This is a genomic window from Cognatundibacterium luofuense (assembly GCF_018139685.1).
GTDB classification, from domain to species: Bacteria; Pseudomonadota; Gammaproteobacteria; order Burkholderiales; family Burkholderiaceae_D; genus Undibacterium; species Undibacterium luofuense.
In genome coordinates, this window is the sequence record NZ_JAGSPN010000695.1 from 1 (window position 1) to 278 (window position 278).

General features: G+C 54.0%; 1 protein-coding gene. It reads right to left on the minus strand.

Going from position 1 to position 278, the window contains the following annotated elements:
• A partial coding sequence (locus tag KDM89_RS22230; RefSeq protein ID WP_212689898.1) for an MBL fold metallo-hydrolase occupies positions 1 to 278 on the minus strand: 278 nt, incomplete at both ends.

A 278-nucleotide genomic window follows, 5' to 3' on the forward strand; every position in this document is an offset into this window, starting at 1 on the left:
GTCTTGCGGCGCCTTATCCAGATTGGCCTGGCTCAGCCAGAAATCCACATCATGTTGATCTGCGCGTACGACGGCGTTAGGAAACACCACGCTGTCACCCTGCATCAGACCACCGACATGATCCGGATGCATGTGCGTGATATAGATTTCATCGACTTGTTCCGGGCTGTAGCCTGCCGCTTTCAGATTCGCCTGCAATTTACCCAGGGTAGGACCAAACAGACTGCCGGCACCGGTATCGATCAGGATCAGCTTACTGCCGGTATTGATCAGATAGC